Below are 16,359 nucleotides of genomic sequence, written 5' to 3'. Positions count from 1 at the left end.
CCGCAGTTGATACCTGGCGATGCAGCAGGCCGGCCACGCTGGGTTGCCATGGCCTTGTCATAACCGCCGTATTGCGATCTTCACATCGAAGATGTTCTCATCTTCACGTCCACGGGGGCGCGACGTTAGATCGTTTCGGGGTGAGGATTGTCGGCATGAAATGGCTGATCGGCTTTTGCGGTCTGTGGTGCTTGCCGCTGCTGATGGTCGCCGACGCGCGCGCCGAGCGCGGCACTGCCGTGGTGCGCTGCGAGTCCAGGGACATGGCGCGCATGCATTGTGCAATGGAGACTGCCGATGGCGTCCAGCTGGTGCGCCAACTGTCCGAGACCAACTGCATCCGTGGCAGCGAGTGGGATGTGGACCACGATGGCGTGTGGGTCCAGCAGGGCTGCCGTGCCGAGTTCGCCACCGCCGCACCGGCGGCCACCGTGATGCGCCGGGTGGTGCGCTGCGATTCCAATGGCGGCAAGGTGGTGTGCCCGGTGGTGCTGCGTGGTGCGCCGGTACGGCTGTTGCGCCAGCGCTCTATGTGGCCGTGCAAGGAGGGATTTACCTGGGGCACGCGCCGCAACGAGATCTGGGTGTCGCGCGGTTGCGATGGTGAATTCGAAGTGGGCGCCGAGGATGGTTCCGGCTTCGTGGCGGTGCCGCGGCTGGTCACCTGCGAATCCAAGAAGAGCGCACGCCGCACCTGCGGCGTCTCGGTGGAGCGCAGCGTGCGGATGAGCCGGCAGATCTCCAGGAATCCCTGCGTGGAAGGCCAGACCTGGGGCTGGAGCCGCGATGGGGTGTGGGTCAACGACGGCTGCCGGGCCGAATTCATCGTCGACTGACGCCGCGCCGCCTGCGTGCCGGCGCAGGCGCGGTACGCGCGCCTTACAATGGCGGCATGAACGACAGCGCCCACATCGATTACGCCCGCTACGACCATATCCGTCCGCTGCTGTGGACCGGCGATGCCCTGGAATTGCTCGATCAACGCAAGCTGCCCTTCGTGGTGGAGCACCTGCGTTGTCAGACCAGCGATGCGGTGGCCGAGGCCATCCATGCGCTGGCGGTGCGCGGTGCGCCGGCGATCGGCATTGCGGCCGGGTGGGGCGTGCTGCTGGCCGCACGCGATGTGCAGGCCGACGACGGCAGTGCGGCCTTGCAGAAGCTCGAACCGGCGCTGCTGCGGCTCAACGCCGCGCGCCCGACCGCGGTGAACCTGGCCTGGGCATTGATGCGCATGCGCCGGGTGCTGGGTGCGGCCGGCGCCGACTGGCGCGAGGTGATCGCGCGCGAGGCGCAGGCCATCGCCGATGAAGACCTGGCCGCCAATCGCCAGATGGGCGCGCTGGGCGCCGGCCTGATCGCGCGGGGCAGCGGCGTGCTGACCCACTGCAACACCGGCTCGCTGGCCACCGCCGGCTTCGGTACTGCATTGGGCGTGATCCGCGCCGGCGTGGCGCAGCAGCGCATCGCCAAGGTGTTTGCCGGCGAAACCCGGCCGTGGCTGCAGGGCGCACGGTTGACCGTGTGGGAGCTGCAGCAGGACGGCATCGATGCCACCCTGATCGCCGACTCGGCCGCCGCCCACCTGATGAAGTCCGGCCTGGTGCAGTGGGTGATCGTGGGTGCCGACCGGATCTGCGCCAATGGCGATACCGCCAACAAGATCGGCACCTACCAGCTGGCCATTGCCGCCCGCCACCACGGGGTCAGGTTCATGGTGGTGGCGCCCTCGTCCACGGTGGACATGGCCACCGCCAGCGGCGACCAGATCGAGATCGAGCAGCGCGATCCGGGCGAATTGTTCGGCGTGGGCGGGGTGCTCACCGTGGCCGAGGGCATTCATGCCTGGAACCCGGTGTTCGACGTCACCCCGGGCAGCCTGATCGATGCCATCGTCACCGAGCGCGGGGTGATCGAGCAGCCCGACCAGGGGCGCATGCAGGCCGCGTTCGGCCGCTGAGCCCGGCGTCGGGGCGGGGCGCCGCAAACGTCGCGTAAAGTCCCGCAAGTGCTTGTTTCTGGCCGCTAAACCGGCGGCATCCGGGTGGCCCTTCATGGTACAATCCGGCGCTTGAATCGATCGGCGGGAGCGTGGGGTCGGCAGCCTGTCACCAGGGCGCCCCCGACGCGGCTTTCCGGCTCGCCCGCCACCTCACTTACGGAACCCGAATGGCAGAAACCGCCAAGGAAATCATCCAGGTCAACCTGGAAGACGAGATGCGCAAGAGCTATCTCGATTACGCGATGAGCGTGATCGTGGGCCGCGCACTCCCCGATGCCCGTGACGGCCTCAAGCCGGTGCACCGACGCGTGTTGTTCGCGATGCACGAGCTGGGCGCACACAGCAACAAGGCCTATTTCAAGTCGGCGCGTATCGTCGGCGACGTCATCGGTAAATACCACCCGCACGGCGACCAGTCGGTGTACGACACGCTGGTGCGCATGGCGCAGCCGTTCTCGCTGCGCTACATGATGGTGGACGGCCAGGGTAACTTCGGTTCGGTCGACGGCGACTCTGCCGCGGCGATGCGTTACACCGAGTCGCGCATGTCGCGGCTGGCGCATGAATTGATGGCCGACATTGACAAGGAAACCGTCGATTTCCAGCCCAATTACGACGAAAAGGAACTGGAACCGACGGTCATGCCGACGCGGTTCCCGAGCCTGTTGGTCAACGGCTCGGCCGGTATCGCGGTGGGCATGGCCACCAACATCCCGCCGCACAACCTGACCGAGGCGATCAATGCCTGCATCGCGCTGATCGACACCCCGGAGCTGGATGTCGAAGGCCTGATGGAATACATCCCTGGCCCGGATTTCCCCACCGCCGGCATCATCAACGGCACCGCCGGCATCGCCGCCGGTTATCGCACCGGCCGTGGCCGCGTGCGCATCCGTGCGAAGGCCGATGTGGAAGTGGCCGACAACGGCCGCGAGGCGATCGTCGTCACCGAGATCCCGTACCAGGTCAACAAGGCACGGCTGATCGAAAAGATCGCCGAGCTGGTCAAGGAAAAGAAGCTCGAAGGCATCAGCGAGCTGCGCGATGAGTCCGACAAGGACGGCATGCGCATCTACATCGAAATCAAGCGCGGCGAGTCGGCCGAGGTTGTGCTCAACAACCTGTACCAGCAAACCCAGATGGAGTCGGTGTTCGGCATCAACATGGTGGCGCTGATCGACGGCCGCCCGCAGTTGATGAACCTCAAGCAGATGCTGGAGGCGTTCATCCGCCACCGCCGCGAGGTGGTCACTCGCCGCACGATTTATGAACTGCGCAAGGCGCGTGCGCGTGCGCACGTGCTGGAAGGCCTGACCGTCGCGTTGGCCAACATCGACGAGATGATCGAGCTCATCAAGACCTCGGCCAATCCGCAGGAAGCGCGCGAGCGCATGCTGGCCAAGACCTGGGAGCCGGGGTTGGTGGGTGCGCTGCTGGGCGCTGCGGGTGCCGAAGCGTCCAAGCCGGAAGACTTGCCGCCGGGCGTGGGCCTCATCAGCGGGTTCTACCAGCTCAGTGAAGTACAGGCCTCGCAGATCCTGGAAATGCGTCTGCATCGCCTCACCGGTTTGGAACAGGAAAAGCTGACCGACGAGTACAAGCAGCTGCTCGGCGTCATCGAAGGCCTGATCCGCATCCTGGAAAACCCGGATGTGCTGTTGAAGGTGATCCGCGACGAGCTGGAGAACGTACGCGAAGAATACGGCGACGCGCGTCGCACCGAGATCCGTCACAGCGAAGAAGACCTGGATATCCTGGATCTGATCGCACCCGAAGACGTGGTGGTGACGCTGTCGCACGCCGGCTATGCCAAGCGTCAGCCGGTGAGCGCCTACCGTGCGCAGCGCCGTGGTGGCCGTGGCCGCTCGGCGGCGGCGACCAAGGAAGAAGATTTCATCGACCAGCTGTGGCTGGTCAACACCCACGACACGCTGCTGACCTTCACCAGCAGCGGCAAGGTGTTCTGGCTGCCGGTGCATCAGCTGCCGGAGGCCGGCTCCAATGCGCGTGGCCGCCCGATCATCAACTGGATTCCGCTGGAAGCCGGCGAGCGCGTGCAGGCGGTGCTGCCGGTGCGCGAATACGCCGACAACCGCTATGTGTTCTTCGCTACCCGCAACGGTACGGTCAAGAAGACACCGCTGAGCGAGTTCGCGTTCCGCCTGGCGCGCGGCAAGATCGCGATCAACCTGGATGAAGGCGATGCACTGGTTGGCGTGGCGCTGACCGATGGCGACCGCGACGTGTTGTTGTTCGCCTCCAACGGCAAGACCGTGCGCTTTGGCGAAGCCACCGTGCGTTCGATGGGCCGTACCGCCACCGGCGTGCGCGGTATCCGTCTAACCAAGGGCGAGGAAGTGGTCAGCCTGATCGTGGCCGAGCGTGCCGGCGGCGTTGACGACGAGGCCGAGGAAGACACTGGCGAGGACGTGGTGGAGGCCATCGATGGCGCCGAGATGGTCGAAGTCGCCGACGATGGCGAGGTGGCCTACATCCTCACCGCCACCGAGAACGGCTACGGCAAGCGCACCCCGCTGGCCGAATACCCGCGCAAGGGGCGCGGCACGCAGGGTGTGATCGGCATCCAGACCACCGAGCGCAACGGCAAGCTGGTGCGTGCGGTGTTGCTGGGCGCCACCGACGAAGTGCTGCTGATTTCCGACGGCGGCACCCTGGTGCGTACACGCGGTTCGGAAATCTCGCGCGTGGGTCGCAATACGCAGGGCGTGACGCTGATCCGCCTGTCCAAGGGCGAGAAGCTGCAGGCGGTCGAACGCCTGGATGCCTCGCTGGAGGAGGCCGACGAGATGGTGGACGCGGCCGCTACCGTCGCTTCCGCACTACCGCCGCCGAGTCAGGAATGAGCAAGCGGTGTCATCGCTGCCGTTGAACAAGAACGCCGGCGCAAGCCGGCGTTCTTCATGGTCGCCTGCCAGGTTCGTTACGGCTCAGCACGGCACCGTGTACCCGCCGCAGCGCAATGACGGTGACCCATCCCGAATCACGGCGCCACCGCCGCCGCCTCGTCCTGCACTGCATCCCGCACATCCTGCGCCAGGGTGGCCTTGACGATGATCGAGCGGATGGCATCGGTGGCTTCGGCCAACGGGACATCGCTGCTCAGGCGCTGGAAGGTGTCGCGGCTGTTGTAGCCGGAGCCGTCCTTCAGATAGTGGTCGTACATCGACAGCAGATCCTGGCAGGCGGTGATTAGCGCGGCGATGTTTCCGCGCAACAGCGCGTGGCCCACCTGATCGAAGCTGTGCAGGCAGTCGGCCAGCCAATGCAGGTCGTAGCGGGCGGTGGCGGGCTCGGGCGCGTTGTGTCCGCGGCTGTAGGCGCTGTAGCGGCGCAGGCTGCGCGCCACCCGTGCCACATGCGTGAACAGCGTGCCGATCTCGTTGGCGATATCCAGCTGCTGCACCATCGCCGTGGGAATCACCTGGCCGTTGCCCGCATCCTGCTGCTCGGCGGCGTTGTGTTCGTGCTGCTCCAGTGATTGCTTGAGCACGGTATAGCTGCGCTGCAAGGATTCCAGCTCCAGCGCGCTGGCCGCTGCGCGTGCCTTCAACTGCGACACCGCTGCCTGGTAGCGACTCAGGCTGTCCTGGGTGCTGGCCAGCTGCCCGGATTCGGCACGCAGTTGCCGGCCGCGCACGAACGCCAGTGTGGTGGCGATCAGCGCCCAGAGTGCGCAGGCAGGCACCAGGTAGATCAAGATGCCCATGGAGGTTTCCCCGAAACGTTGCATACCTTGTCGGCCTGCAGCGGCCAGTCTTGAGGGCAACCGATGGAAACGCTGGGCCCGGCCGTCGTTGGTCGGCGCACTGGATGGTGTGGCAGGGCTGCGGCCGCGCGATCTCGGCGTGGGTGTTCACCTGGCAATGGACCGGGCCGAGTGCGGCCCGGGTGACGAGGTCATGTAGTGTCGGGCCGGTGGAAGGCGCCAGGCCACTGGGTGCGGTTGTTCAGAGGCTCGGCAGATCCAACGCCTGCGCTCTGGCGCAATCGATGGCAATGGCATACCCGGCATCGGCGTGCCGCATCACCCCGGTGGCCGGATCGTTCCAGAGCACGCGCTCCAGACGCCTGTCGGCCGCTTCGCTGCCGTCGCAGACGATGACCATGCCGGCGTGCTGCGAGAAGCCCATGCCGACGCCGCCGCCATGATGCAGCGAGACCCAGGTGGCGCCCGATGCGGTGTTGAGCAGGGCATTGAGCAACGGCCAGTCGGACACCGCATCGGAGCCGTCGGCCATGGCTTCGGTTTCGCGGTTGGGCGAGGCCACGCTGCCGCTGTCCAGGTGATCGCGGCCGATGACGACCGGCGCCTTCAATTCGCCGCTGCGCACCATCGCGTTGAAAGCCAGGCCCAGCCGATGGCGGTCGCCCAGCCCGACCCAGCAGATCCGCGCCGGCAGGCCCTGGAAGGCGATTTTTTCCGCAGCCATGTCCAGCCAGCGATGCAGGTGTGCATCGTCGGGAATGAGTTCCTTGACCTTGGCGTCGGTCTTGGCAATGTCTTCCGGATCGCCGCTCAGCGCCACCCAGCGGAACGGGCCGATACCGCGACAGAACAGCGGGCGGATGTAGGCGGGCACGAAGCCGGGGAAGTCGAACGCATCGGCGACGCCGTGTTCCAGTGCCATCTGGCGCAGGTTGTTGCCGTAATCCACGGTGGGCACGCCGAGCGCGTGGAAGGTGAGCATGGCGCGGATGTGGTTGGCCATGGACTCGCGTGCGGCGGCTTCCACCTCCTGCGGCGCGCTCACGCGCTTGTCGTCCCATTGCTCCACGCTCCAACCTTGCGGCAGGTAGCCGTTGACCGGGTCGTGCGCGGAGGTCTGGTCGGTCAGCAGGTCCGGTTTGATCCCGCGCACCAGCAGTTCGTCCAGCACGTCGGCCACATTGCCGAGCAGGCCGACCGACAGCGGCTTCTTCGCCGTGCATGACTCCTCGATCAGGCGCAACGCCTCGTCCAGCGAGTCGGTCCAGGTATCCAGGTAGCCGGTGCGCAGGCGCATGTCGATGCTGGAACGGCGGCATTCCACCGCCAGGCAGGACGCACCGGCCATCACCGCGGCCAGCGGCTGCGCGCCGCCCATGCCGCCGAGGCCGCCGGTGAACAACCACTTGCCGGCCAGGTTGCCGCCGTAATGCTGGCGGCCCATCTCCACGAAGGTTTCGTAGGTGCCCTGCACGATGCCTTGCGCACCGATGTAGATCCAGCTGCCGGCGGTCATCTGGCCGTACATCGCCAGGCCCTTCTTATCCAGTGCGTTGAAGTGGTCCCAATTGGCCCAGCGTGGCACCAGGTTGGAATTGGCGATCAGCACGCGCGGCGCATCGGCGTGGGTGCGGAACACGCCGACCGGCTTGCCGGACTGCACGAGCAGGGTCTGGTCGTCCTCCAGGCGGGTAAGTGCGGCGACGATCGCATCGAAGGATTCCCAGTCGCGCGCGGCGCGGCCGATGCCACCGTAGACCACCAGTTCCTGCGGGCGTTCGGCCACGTCCGGGTCCAGGTTGTTCATCAGCATGCGCAACGGCGCTTCGGTCAGCCAGCTCCTGGCGGTGAGCGTGCTGCCGGTGGCGGCGCGGATGACGCGGGTTGCATCGTGACGGGTCATGCCGGGTTCCTTGCAATCAACGGTGGGCCGCGGGTGGCGCGGTATCGGGTGAGGGCGCGTTGGCAAACTGCAGGCAGGCCAGCAGCACATGCCGCAGCACTGCGCGCAATGCGGCCGCGTGCACCGGCTGCCACGGCGTGGGCCAGTTGTCCGGAGTGAGGGTGTCCGGTTCGCGCATGTAGCCGCGACAGGCCAGCTCCATCTGCAGCGTGTGCACACCGTGCTCGGGGTGCGCGTAGTGGCGGGTGATCCAGCCGCCCTTGAAGCGCCCGTTGCGCACCGTGCTGGAGCCGCTGCTGCGGCAGAGCTGTTCTACGGCCTCGACCAGCACCGGGTCGCAACTGCGGTCGTCGTTGCTGCCGATGTTGAACTGCGGCAGCTCGCCGTCGAACAGATGCGGAATCACCGAGCGGATCGAGTGCGCGTCGTACACCACGATGCTGGAGTGCAGCTGGCGCAGGCGCGCAATCTCTTCGGCAAGCGCGGCGTGATACGGGTCGAACCAACGCGCGCGGCGCTGATCGATCTGCGCCTGGTCCGGCGCCAGGCCGTCGGCATACAGCGGCTGGTTGTCGAAGGTGGTCAGCGGGCACAGGCCGGTGGTGTTCTGGCCGGGGTACAGCGATGCGCCGCTGGGGTCGCGATTGACGTCGATGACCGAGCGCGAGATCGCGGTGCGCACCGTGGTGGCGCCCAGCAATTGGGCGAAGTCGTACATGTGATGCACCCACCAATCGGCATCGCGCCGCGCCAGCCACGGCGACACGAAACGATCGGCCACGTCATCGGGCAGCTCGGTGCCGGTGTGCGGGAAGCTGATGAGCAACGGCGCCTGCCCACGGTGAATCTCCAGCCAGTCGGGCAGGGCGCTCATGGCTGGGCTCTGCGTGCGGGACGGCGGGTTGACCTGCGCCGGCGATGCGCGTGTGCGCCGTCAGCGCGCTCTAGGCATTCGGCAGCAAGAGCTGCTGTGGGCACGCACGCGCGTGCGGCACCCACCGACGTCGCGCCATGCCGTGGCGTGACGATCGGCAACCACGGGGCACGTCGCGGGCTCATGCGTCCTGCTCCACGCCGGGCAAGGCCACCGCCACCGCCACCGCCGAGGCCAGCGCATTGGAACGCACCAAGGCGCTGGCGGCCAGCATGTCCGGATGGAAGTAGCGGTCGTCCTGCAGCGTCGGCACCTGTGCGCGCAGCAGGGCGCGTGCGGCTTCCAGCGCGGTGCTGGAGCGCAGCGGCGCATGGAAATCGCAGCCCTGCACGGCAGCCAGCAACTCGATGCCGATCACATGCGCGGCGTTCTCTGCCATCGCCAGCAGGCGGCGCGCGCCGTGCGCGGCCATCGACACATGATCTTCCTGGTTGGCAGAGGTGGGAATCGAATCGACGCTGGCCGGATAGGCGCGCTGCTTGTTTTCCGATACCAATGCCGCCGCAGTGACCTGCGGAATCATGAAGCCCGAGTTCAGGCCCGGGCGCGGGGTGAGAAACGCCGGCAATCCGGACAAGGCCGGGTCCACCAGCATCGCGGTGCGGCGTTCGCTGATCGAGCCGATCTCGCACACCGCCATTGCCAGCATGTCGGCGGCAAACGCCACCGGCTCGGCGTGGAAGTTGCCGCCAGACAAGGCTTCGCCGGTGTCGCTGAAGACCAGCGGATTATCGGAGACACCATTGGCTTCGATTTCCAGCGTGCGCGCAGCCTGGCGCATCACATCCAGCGCCGCGCCCATCACCTGCGGTTGGCAGCGCAGGCAGTACGGGTCCTGCACGCGCACATCGCCAAGCCGGTGCGATTCGCGGATGGCCGAATCGGCCATCAGGGCGCGCAGCGCGGCAGCGGTGGCGATCTGCCCCGGCTGCCCGCGCAGGGCATGGATGCGCGCATCGAACGGCGTATCCGAACCCTTGGCCGCTTCCACCGACAATGCCCCGGTGACCAGTGCCGCCTGCAACACGGTCTCGATCTCGAACAGGCCGGCCAGCGCGCAGGCGGTGGAGAACTGGGTGCCGTTGAGCAATGCCAAGCCTTCCTTGGCGCCGAGTACGCGCGGTTGCAGCTGCGCCTGCGCCAGGGCGTCGGCCGCCGGCAGCCGTTGACCACCGACGAAGGCTTCGCCCACGCCGATCATCACCGCAGCCAGATGCGACAACGGCGCCAGATCGCCTGATGCGCCCACCGAGCCCTGGCATGGCACCACCGGGGTGATCCCGGCGCGCAGCATCGCCTCGAGCAGGGCCAGCGTGTCCGGCTGCACACCCGAGGCGCCCTGGGCCAGGCTGGTGAGCTTGAGCGCCATCATCAGCCGCACCACCGGCACCGGCGTGGGCTCGCCGACGCCGGCGGCATGCGAGAGCACGATATTGCGCTGCAGGGTCGCCAGGTCGTCGCGCTCGATGCGCACGCTGGCCAGCTTGCCGAAGCCGGTGTTGACGCCGTAGACCGGTTCGCCGCGCGCGACGATCGCTTCCACCGTCTGCGCGCTGCGCAAGACCGCCGCCGCGCAGGCCGGATCCAGCGCCGCCTCGGCGCCGCGATACAGCGCACGCCACTGTGCCAGCGTGACAGCGCCGGGGTGCAGAACAACAGAAGCACTCATGACAACTCCAGAGGTAAACAGGTTCAATGCCCGCGCCAGACGCGGGCATGCAGCGGGTTGAAGCCCATGCGATACACCAGGTCAGCCGGCGCCTCGATGTCCCAGATCGCCAGGTCGCAGTCCATGCCGGCGCGCAGCCGTCCCAGCCGCGCACTGCGGCCGAGCGCGCGCGCCGCTTCGCGGGTGAAGCCGGCGATGCATTCGTCCACCGTCATGCGGAACAAGGTGGCGGCCATGTTCATCGCCAGCAACGGGCTGGTGAGCGGGGAGGTTCCCGGGTTGCAGTCGGTGGCCAAGGCCAGCGGCACGCCGGCCGCACGCAGCGCGGCGATCGGCGGCAGTTGCGTATCGCGGGTGAAGTAGAACGCGCCCGGCAGCAGCACCGCGACCGTGCCGGCGGCGGCCATCGCTTCGATGCCGGCCTGGTCCAGGTATTCGATATGGTCAGCCGACAAGGCGCCATGGCGTGCGGCCAGCGCTGCGCCGTGCTGGTTGCTCAATTGTTCGGCGTGGATCTTGACCTGCAGGCCGTGCGCCTGCGCGGCGACGAACACCTGTTCGGCTTGCGTGGTCGAGAACGCCAGATGCTCGCAGAACACATCCACCGCCTCGGCCAGCCCTTGCGCGGCCACGGCGGGAATCATCTGCGTGCAGACCACATCGATATATGCCTGTGCATCGCTGCCCGGCGGCACCGCATGCGCACCCAGAAAGGTGGGCACCACCTCGACCCGGCGCAAGCTGGCGAGCTGGCGTGCCACGCGCAGCTGTTTGATTTCGTCTTCCAGGGTGAGCCCGTAGCCGGACTTGATCTCCAGCGTGGTCACGCCTTCGGCGAGCAGCGCATCCAGGCGCGGCAGGCTGGATGCGAGCAGCGCCGCATCGTCGGCAGCGCGGGTGGCGCGCACGGTTGCCACGATGCCGCCACCGGCCGCGGCGATCTGCGCATAGCTGGCGCCGCGCAGGCGTTGCTCGAACTCGTTGGCGCGGTTGCCGGCATGGACCAGGTGGGTATGGCAATCGATCAGGCCCGGGCTGATCCAGCGCCGCTGGCAGTCGTGCGCGATGCCGGCGGTCAATGCCGGCGCCTGCGCGGCCGGGCCGGCGTAGACGATGCCACCGTCCTGGCAGGCGACCACGCCGTCGTCCACGATGCCCAGGCCACCATCGGCGGCGTCCAGGGTCATCAGTTGCGCGTTGTGCCAGAGAACGTCGCAATGCATGGCGCAGGCTCAGGGTGTCTGATATGTATATACAATAGAGTCGTCGATCGGAGGTGTCCAGTGGCAGACGAGCAGGCACATGCGCAGGTGTTTTGGGCCGCCCGGGCCTTGCTGCCGGAAGGCTGGGCCAGCCAGGTGCGGATCACGCTGGCGCAAGGGCGCATCGTCGCGGTGCAGCCGGAGGCCGCGCCCGGCGGTGCCGACCTCCGCTGCGAGGTGCTGCTGCCCGGCCTGGGCAACCTGCACAGTCATGCCTTCCAGCGTGGCATGGCGGGGCTGACCGAAGTCGGCGGGCGCAGCGGCGACAGTTTCTGGAGCTGGCGCGAGCTGATGTACCGCTTCGTCGACCAGCTGGACCCGGACAGCCTGCAGGCGATCGCCGAGCAGGCCTACGTGGAAATGCTGGAGAGCGGCTTCACCCGGGTGGGCGAATTCCATTACCTGCACCACAGCCCCGGCGGCACGCCCTACGCGCAGGCCGGGGAAATGTCCGGGCGCATCGCAGCGGCCGCCGCCAATACCGGGATCGGACTGACCCTGTTGCCGGTGTTCTACGCGCATTCGGACTTCGGCGGTGCCGCACCGAACGTCGCGCAGCGGCGGTTGATCCACGACATCGACGGTTTCGCGCGCCTGCTCGACGACTGCCGCCACAGCCTCAAGACGCTACCGGATGCCGTGCTCGGACTGGCGCCGCACAGCCTGCGCGCGGTCACGCCGCAGCAACTGGCGGAGTTGATGCCGCTCACCGATGGGCCGATCCACATCCATATCGCCGAGCAGCAGCGCGAGGTGGACGCCTGCCTGGCGTGGTCGGGCCAGCGGCCGGTGGAGTGGCTGCTGGCCAATGCACCGGTGGATACGCGCTGGTGTCTGGTGCATGCCACGCATGTCACCGCCAGCGAGGTGCAGGCGATGGCGCAACGCGGCGCGGTGGTCGGGCTGTGCCCGATCACCGAGGCCAACCTGGGCGACGGGATCTTTCCGATGCAGGCCTTTGCCGCGGCCGGTGGTCGCTTCGGCGTCGGCTCGGATTCGAACGTGTTGATCGATGCCGCCGAAGAGCTGCGCCTGCTCGAATACGGCCAGCGCTTGACGCTGCAGGCGCGCAATGTGCTGGCGCCGGCGGAGGTTTCCAGCGGCCGCTGGTTGTACGAGCGCGCAGGTAACGGCGCAGCGCAGGCGTTGGGTGTCGCGCAGCAAGGGATACGGGTCGGTGCGGCGGCCGATCTGGTGGAACTGGATCTGACGCACCCGGCCTTGCTGGCGCGCAGTGACGATGCCCTATTGGACAGTTGGCTGTTTGCCGCGCGCGGCACGGCGGTGCGCAACGTCTGGCGCAACGGCCAGCCTGTGGTACGCGACGGACGGCATGTGGACCGTGCGCGGATCGCCGCGCGTTTTGCGCAAATCCTGCGCACCGTGCTGGGTCAATGAGCGCGGCTAACACACCGTAGCGAGCAGTCGTCAGCTGGATGCGGACGGCGCGCAGGAACCGGAGTGTTACGAGTGGTCAATGCCGATTCCGGGCACCGGCCGCACCCGCCTGGCGGTGAGCGCCGTCGTTCTGTTAGCTGCTCTAAGCGGATGCGCGCACAATGCAGGCCTGACTGGAGACCTCCGCTTTGACCGCCATCCCCATCGCCGCGCCCGGCACCTTGCACCAACGCATCCGGCAGGATCTTGAGCAGCGGATTCACAGTGGCGACTGGCCGCCCGGGCACCGTATTCCGCCGGAGCATGAGTTGATGGCGCACTACGGCTGCTCGCGCATGACGGTCAACAAGGTGCTCGGCCTGCTGGCCGACGCCGGCATGATCGAACGCCGCCGCCGCACCGGCTCGTTCGTGGCGCGGCCGCATCCGCATCTGGAACAGGTGGCGCTGTCGATCCCGGACATCGAGGTGGAAATGACCACGCGCGGTCACGCCTACCGGTTTTCGCTGCTCTCGCGGCGGCTGCGCAGCGTGCGCCAGCGCGTGCCGCAAGAGCGTGCATTGGGCAGCACCGGCAAGCTGCTGGCGCTGGAAAGCGTGCATCTGGCCGATGGCAGCCCGTTCGCACTGGAGCAGCGCGTGATCGATATCACCACCGTGCCCGATGCCCTGGCGCAGCCGTTCACCGAGGTGGCGCCAGGCAGCTGGCTGCTGCGCAACGTGCCGTGGACGCGCGCCGAACACCGCATCAGCGCCGTCGGCGCCGATGCCGAACAGGCCAGGCAATTGCAGGTGGACGAAGGCGCCGCCTGCCTGGTCATCGACCGCCACACCTGGCGCGGCGAACAGCCGGTAACCTACGTGCGGCAGTGGTTCCTGGGCGGCTCCTACGACCTGGTGGCGCGGTTCGCGCCGGGAATGCGCTGAGGCCAGTACCAGGCACTGGCGCCAGCTGTGTCCGACTGCACCGATTCCCGATTCCCGATTCCCGATTCAAATCGTCGTGCACTGCCGCCAGCGCACCGGTTCGGCCACCCCTGCGCGGGGATTGAGCTGCACGCGCACGGTGCGCAGATACGGGTAACGCTTGAGTTCCTCGCAGATCAGTGGCCAGGCCGCGCTGTCCTCGACAGTGCGATCCACCGCCAGCGTGGCCTGCGTGATCCAGATGCCGCGCACCAGGCCAGGTGTCTGCGCCAGCGTCCTGGAGACGTCGCGCCGGTAGCCTTGCAACGTTGCCGCATCCGGTTCGCCGGCGGCCGCTGCCGGCAGGGTGGTTAGAGCCGGTGTGGCCGGAACAGCTTGCGCGGTGGGCGCAGCTGCCTGCGCAGGTGGTGTCTTGCCCGCCGCCGCCCTGGGCATCGCTGTCGAGGTGGGCTGCGGCGCGCGTAGTCCCAGCACTGCCGCCAGCGCCAGCATCGCCAGTGCGGCACCGGCGATGCTGCTGTGGCGGATGGCGCGGCGCCTGGCCTTGCCCACCACGCCGGTTTCCACATCGCCCGGCAGATAAGGCTTGAGCAAGGGCCATAGACGCGTGCCGTCCAGCACTTCGATGGACTGCTTTTCGGCCGCCGCCAGGCCTTCGCGCTCCATGCGCCCTTCGGTCACCATCACGCCACCACTGGCGCCGGCCAGGCGGGCCATCGCGCCCAGCTCATTCACCGCGGCCACGCCAATGCGGTAACCGCGGCCGTGCTTGCAGGCCACCAGGCGGGTGCCATGGTCGGTTTGCATCATGAAGTCGGCGGTCGGCAGGCCGTCCTGCGGTACATGGGTCGGCTGCCAGCCGCGCTGGTCCTGCAGGACACGCAGCACCACGGCGGAAAAGTCGCGCCAATGCATGGCCGCCAGGGCGCGGATGCCTTCGGTGGTTTCGTCGGCGCGGCGCCGCACCAACCACACATAGGCGCACACCGCCAGCCAGAGCAGCAATGCAGCGATCAGCGCCAGAATCCAGGAAGGCATAAGCATCAAGGTATGACGCGTATTACGAGTCGATGCTCTTAGAAGAATCCTTCAGGCGGGATTCGTCAATGGATCGCGAGCGGCGATATCACGCGCCGTGACCCAGGCAGCGAAAGACCCGCCAGTCCGAAGCCGTGAGGGGAGGGGAGCAAACGGACTTCGTGAAGCAGGACTGGCGGGCCGTGCCCGATTGTCCAAAAAACCATGTTGCTTTGCAACATCAAAGGCGGTGGCGCTGCCTCCGCTGTTCCATGAAGACGGCAGCACCCGCCGCCGCGCCCGGTTCCAGGCGCGGCGGCGGAGCGAACGCTCGCACCGCCTCCGGTACCAAGCAGGCCTTATTCCCCGTCGAAAGCCGCCGCATTGCCGGACGTGGAGGCACCGCTGGGACCGGCCGGGCCACTGCCTGCGGAATCACCACCGGCGGCCTGCGCGGCCTGGTTGGCGGTGCGGTTGGCCCGCTTGGTCGCCGCGGTATTGGCGCGCACCTGGGCCTTCAGCGATTCGACCTCGCGGCGCAGGTTTTCCAGCTCCTCCTGCTCGGGGATATTGAGCGTGCGCAGCACGCCCTTGACGCGCTCGTCGAAGGCCTTGCCCAGCTTGTCCCAGCCACGCACCGCGGTGTCGCGGGCCTGTTCGAACTGGGTTTCCACCTCTTCGCGCAGCTCGTCCACGCTCTCGGCTGCCTTGCGCTGGCCGGTACGCTCGTAGGCGGCGCCTTCGCGCACCAGCGAGTCGAACAACTTGCCGCCCTCGCTTTGCACGCGCCCGAGTGCACCTAGCCCGGCCAGCCACACGGTTTGCGCCGATTCGCCGAGCCGGCGCGAAATCTGCTCCGCCTGGGCCTGGAAGCCCGAAGCGGCGGTGTCGCGGTTACCGTTCTGATCGTATCCGGTCGTCATGCGATGCTCCTGTCGATTGCCGAAGTGACGTTGGGTTCACCCTAGTGCCGGCCCTGCATCGGGCAAGTGAAACGTGGCGCGGGCAAGCCTATCCAAGCATCCGCCCATCCGGCGAGGGGCGGGTGACTTGGCGCTGAAGCAGCGGCAGCGACGACGTGCTCAGGCCAGCTTTTCCGACAATAGCCGACGGATTTCCGATTCCACCATCGGCTGCATCGCCGACAGCGGGAAGCCGAGCTCGGCCGTTACGTGCACCTGCTGCGGCAGCAAGGCGATCGCGCCCTCCACGCCGGACCGTGAAATACGCAAGGTGTCGCCTTCCCAGTGCGAGGCCACGCCGTAGCGATCGGTGAGCTTGCGCGCCGCCTCGTCGATCGCCGCGCGGGCCTGTGCCGGCGTCAGGGAATGGTCGTGGCGGAGATCGATGCTGGACATGAGCGGCCTGGGTGAGACGGAACGTAGGCGCGCATTGTGCGCATGCACGCGCCCGGCTCCAAGTGCGGCGGTACATGGCGCCTCGCCAGCGGATGCTTCGAATAGTCGCAAGGCTCAGGGATGGCTGCCTGCACGGCGCATCATCGACACGCACTGGCCACCGCCG

13 protein-coding genes and 1 other RNA gene are annotated in these 16,359 nt (G+C 67.5%); 5 read left to right on the top strand and 9 right to left on the bottom strand.

Features of this window, described 5'->3' with window-relative positions; genetic code table 11:
* Nucleotides 1-155: 155 nt before the first annotated feature.
* From XcuCFBP2542_RS00645 to gyrA, 3 genes are all read left to right on the top strand, one after another.
* Nucleotides 156-836 (top strand): DUF3011 domain-containing protein, encoded by a 681-nt coding sequence (locus XcuCFBP2542_RS00645; protein WP_167526850.1) that lies wholly within the window; start codon nucleotides 156-158, stop codon nucleotides 834-836.
* A 56-nt stretch (nucleotides 837-892) separates the two neighbouring features.
* Nucleotides 893-1,957 carry an S-methyl-5-thioribose-1-phosphate isomerase gene (gene mtnA, locus XcuCFBP2542_RS00640; protein ID WP_104601701.1) on the top strand — a complete coding sequence of 355 codons (1,065 nt, stop codon included), beginning with the start codon at nucleotides 893-895 and terminating at the stop codon, nucleotides 1,955-1,957.
* Between the two features lie 209 nt (nucleotides 1,958-2,166).
* The gene (gyrA, locus tag XcuCFBP2542_RS00635) at nucleotides 2,167-4,863 is read left to right on the top strand and encodes a DNA gyrase subunit A (protein WP_104601700.1); all 2,697 of its coding nucleotides are present in this window, start codon (nucleotides 2,167-2,169) and stop codon (nucleotides 4,861-4,863) included.
* 137 nt (nucleotides 4,864-5,000) lie between these two features.
* On the opposite strand, the gene XcuCFBP2542_RS00630 is transcribed toward gyrA, so the two are convergent.
* From XcuCFBP2542_RS00630 to hutI, 5 genes are all read right to left on the bottom strand, one after another.
* Nucleotides 5,001-5,726: a hypothetical protein gene (locus tag XcuCFBP2542_RS00630; protein ID WP_104601811.1), complete on the bottom strand. Its 726-nt coding sequence runs from the start codon at nucleotides 5,724-5,726 to the stop codon at nucleotides 5,001-5,003.
* A gap of 241 nt (nucleotides 5,727-5,967) precedes the next feature.
* The gene (hutU, locus tag XcuCFBP2542_RS00625) at nucleotides 5,968-7,629 is read right to left on the bottom strand and encodes a urocanate hydratase (RefSeq protein ID WP_104601699.1); all 1,662 of its coding nucleotides are present in this window, start codon (nucleotides 7,627-7,629) and stop codon (nucleotides 5,968-5,970) included.
* Nucleotides 7,630-7,645: 16 nt separating this feature from the next.
* Entirely contained in the window at nucleotides 7,646-8,503 is an 858-nt protein-coding gene (gene hutG, locus XcuCFBP2542_RS00620; RefSeq protein WP_104601698.1) for an N-formylglutamate deformylase, read from the bottom strand.
* A 181-nt stretch (nucleotides 8,504-8,684) separates the two neighbouring features.
* Nucleotides 8,685-10,232 (bottom strand): histidine ammonia-lyase, encoded by a 1,548-nt coding sequence (gene hutH, locus XcuCFBP2542_RS00615; RefSeq protein ID WP_104601697.1) that lies wholly within the window; start codon nucleotides 10,230-10,232, stop codon nucleotides 8,685-8,687.
* Nucleotides 10,233-10,255: 23 nt separating this feature from the next.
* The gene (gene hutI / locus XcuCFBP2542_RS00610) at nucleotides 10,256-11,455 is read right to left on the bottom strand and encodes an imidazolonepropionase (protein WP_104601696.1); all 1,200 of its coding nucleotides are present in this window, start codon (nucleotides 11,453-11,455) and stop codon (nucleotides 10,256-10,258) included.
* Nucleotides 11,456-11,515: 60 nt separating this feature from the next.
* Between hutI and XcuCFBP2542_RS00605 the strand changes: the two genes are divergently transcribed.
* On the top strand, nucleotides 11,516-12,892 hold the full coding sequence (locus XcuCFBP2542_RS00605; RefSeq protein WP_104601695.1) for a formimidoylglutamate deiminase: 1,377 nt from the start codon (nucleotides 11,516-11,518) through the stop codon (nucleotides 12,890-12,892).
* A 4-nt stretch (nucleotides 12,893-12,896) separates the two neighbouring features.
* Here XcuCFBP2542_RS00605 and XcuCFBP2542_RS00600 read toward each other — a convergent pair.
* Nucleotides 12,897-12,973, bottom strand: a non-coding RNA gene (locus XcuCFBP2542_RS00600) — sX9 sRNA.
* 92 nt (nucleotides 12,974-13,065) lie between these two features.
* Between XcuCFBP2542_RS00600 and hutC the strand changes: the two genes are divergently transcribed.
* The gene (gene hutC / locus XcuCFBP2542_RS00595; RefSeq protein ID WP_223214445.1) at nucleotides 13,066-13,818 is read left to right on the top strand and encodes a histidine utilization transcriptional repressor HutC; all 753 of its coding nucleotides are present in this window, start codon (nucleotides 13,066-13,068) and stop codon (nucleotides 13,816-13,818) included.
* Between the two features lie 66 nt (nucleotides 13,819-13,884).
* On the opposite strand, the gene XcuCFBP2542_RS00590 is transcribed toward hutC, so the two are convergent.
* The 3 genes from XcuCFBP2542_RS00590 to XcuCFBP2542_RS00580 all read right to left on the bottom strand — a co-directional run bounded on the left by XcuCFBP2542_RS00590 (nucleotide 13,885) and on the right by XcuCFBP2542_RS00580 (nucleotide 16,193).
* A complete protein-coding gene (locus XcuCFBP2542_RS00590) occupies nucleotides 13,885-14,862 on the bottom strand; it encodes a restriction endonuclease (RefSeq protein ID WP_104601694.1) in 978 nt (325 codons plus the stop codon).
* A gap of 332 nt (nucleotides 14,863-15,194) precedes the next feature.
* Nucleotides 15,195-15,758: a phasin family protein gene (locus XcuCFBP2542_RS00585; protein WP_104601693.1), complete on the bottom strand. Its 564-nt coding sequence runs from the start codon at nucleotides 15,756-15,758 to the stop codon at nucleotides 15,195-15,197.
* A 159-nt stretch (nucleotides 15,759-15,917) separates the two neighbouring features.
* Nucleotides 15,918-16,193, bottom strand: coding sequence for a polyhydroxyalkanoic acid system family protein (locus XcuCFBP2542_RS00580; protein ID WP_104601692.1), 276 nt, complete (start codon nucleotides 16,191-16,193; stop codon nucleotides 15,918-15,920).
* Nucleotides 16,194-16,359: the final 166 nt, after the last annotated feature.

Source organism: Xanthomonas cucurbitae, from assembly GCF_002939885.1.
Lineage (GTDB): Bacteria > Pseudomonadota > Gammaproteobacteria > Xanthomonadales > Xanthomonadaceae > Xanthomonas > Xanthomonas cucurbitae.
Note: the sequence above shows the minus strand (reverse complement) of the source record. Positions and strands in the feature narration are given on the sequence as shown.